We start from the raw sequence: 239 nt of genomic DNA on the forward strand, positions 1-239 counted from the left end.
TCGCCCTGTTTGCTGTATGTGAGTTTCATCATGGCTCTGGCTCCTTTCTTTTGTCCTGTCGTTTGGTATGGTTTGATTGTATTCCTCTGGCTTCGTTCTTGCAAAGGTACGAACAGTTTTTTCTTCTCTTTGCTGTTTTCTGGCCGTACTTGCAATTTCCCCCAGTACCATCTGCCCAATATCACTGGTCGCCGTACCGAAAAGATTGACAAGCCCCGGCGTGTTAAACTGCGTCATAT

General features: G+C 46.4%; 1 protein-coding gene. It reads right to left on the reverse strand.

Going from position 1 to position 239, the window contains the following annotated elements:
• A partial coding sequence (locus tag NE619_RS19420) for a hypothetical protein (RefSeq protein ID WP_256133920.1) occupies nt 1-239 on the reverse strand: 239 nt, incomplete at both ends.

Origin of the sequence: Anaerovorax odorimutans, assembly GCF_024459955.1 — a bacterium.
Taxonomy (GTDB): Bacteria; Bacillota; Clostridia; order Peptostreptococcales; family Anaerovoracaceae; genus Hominibacterium; species Hominibacterium odorimutans_A.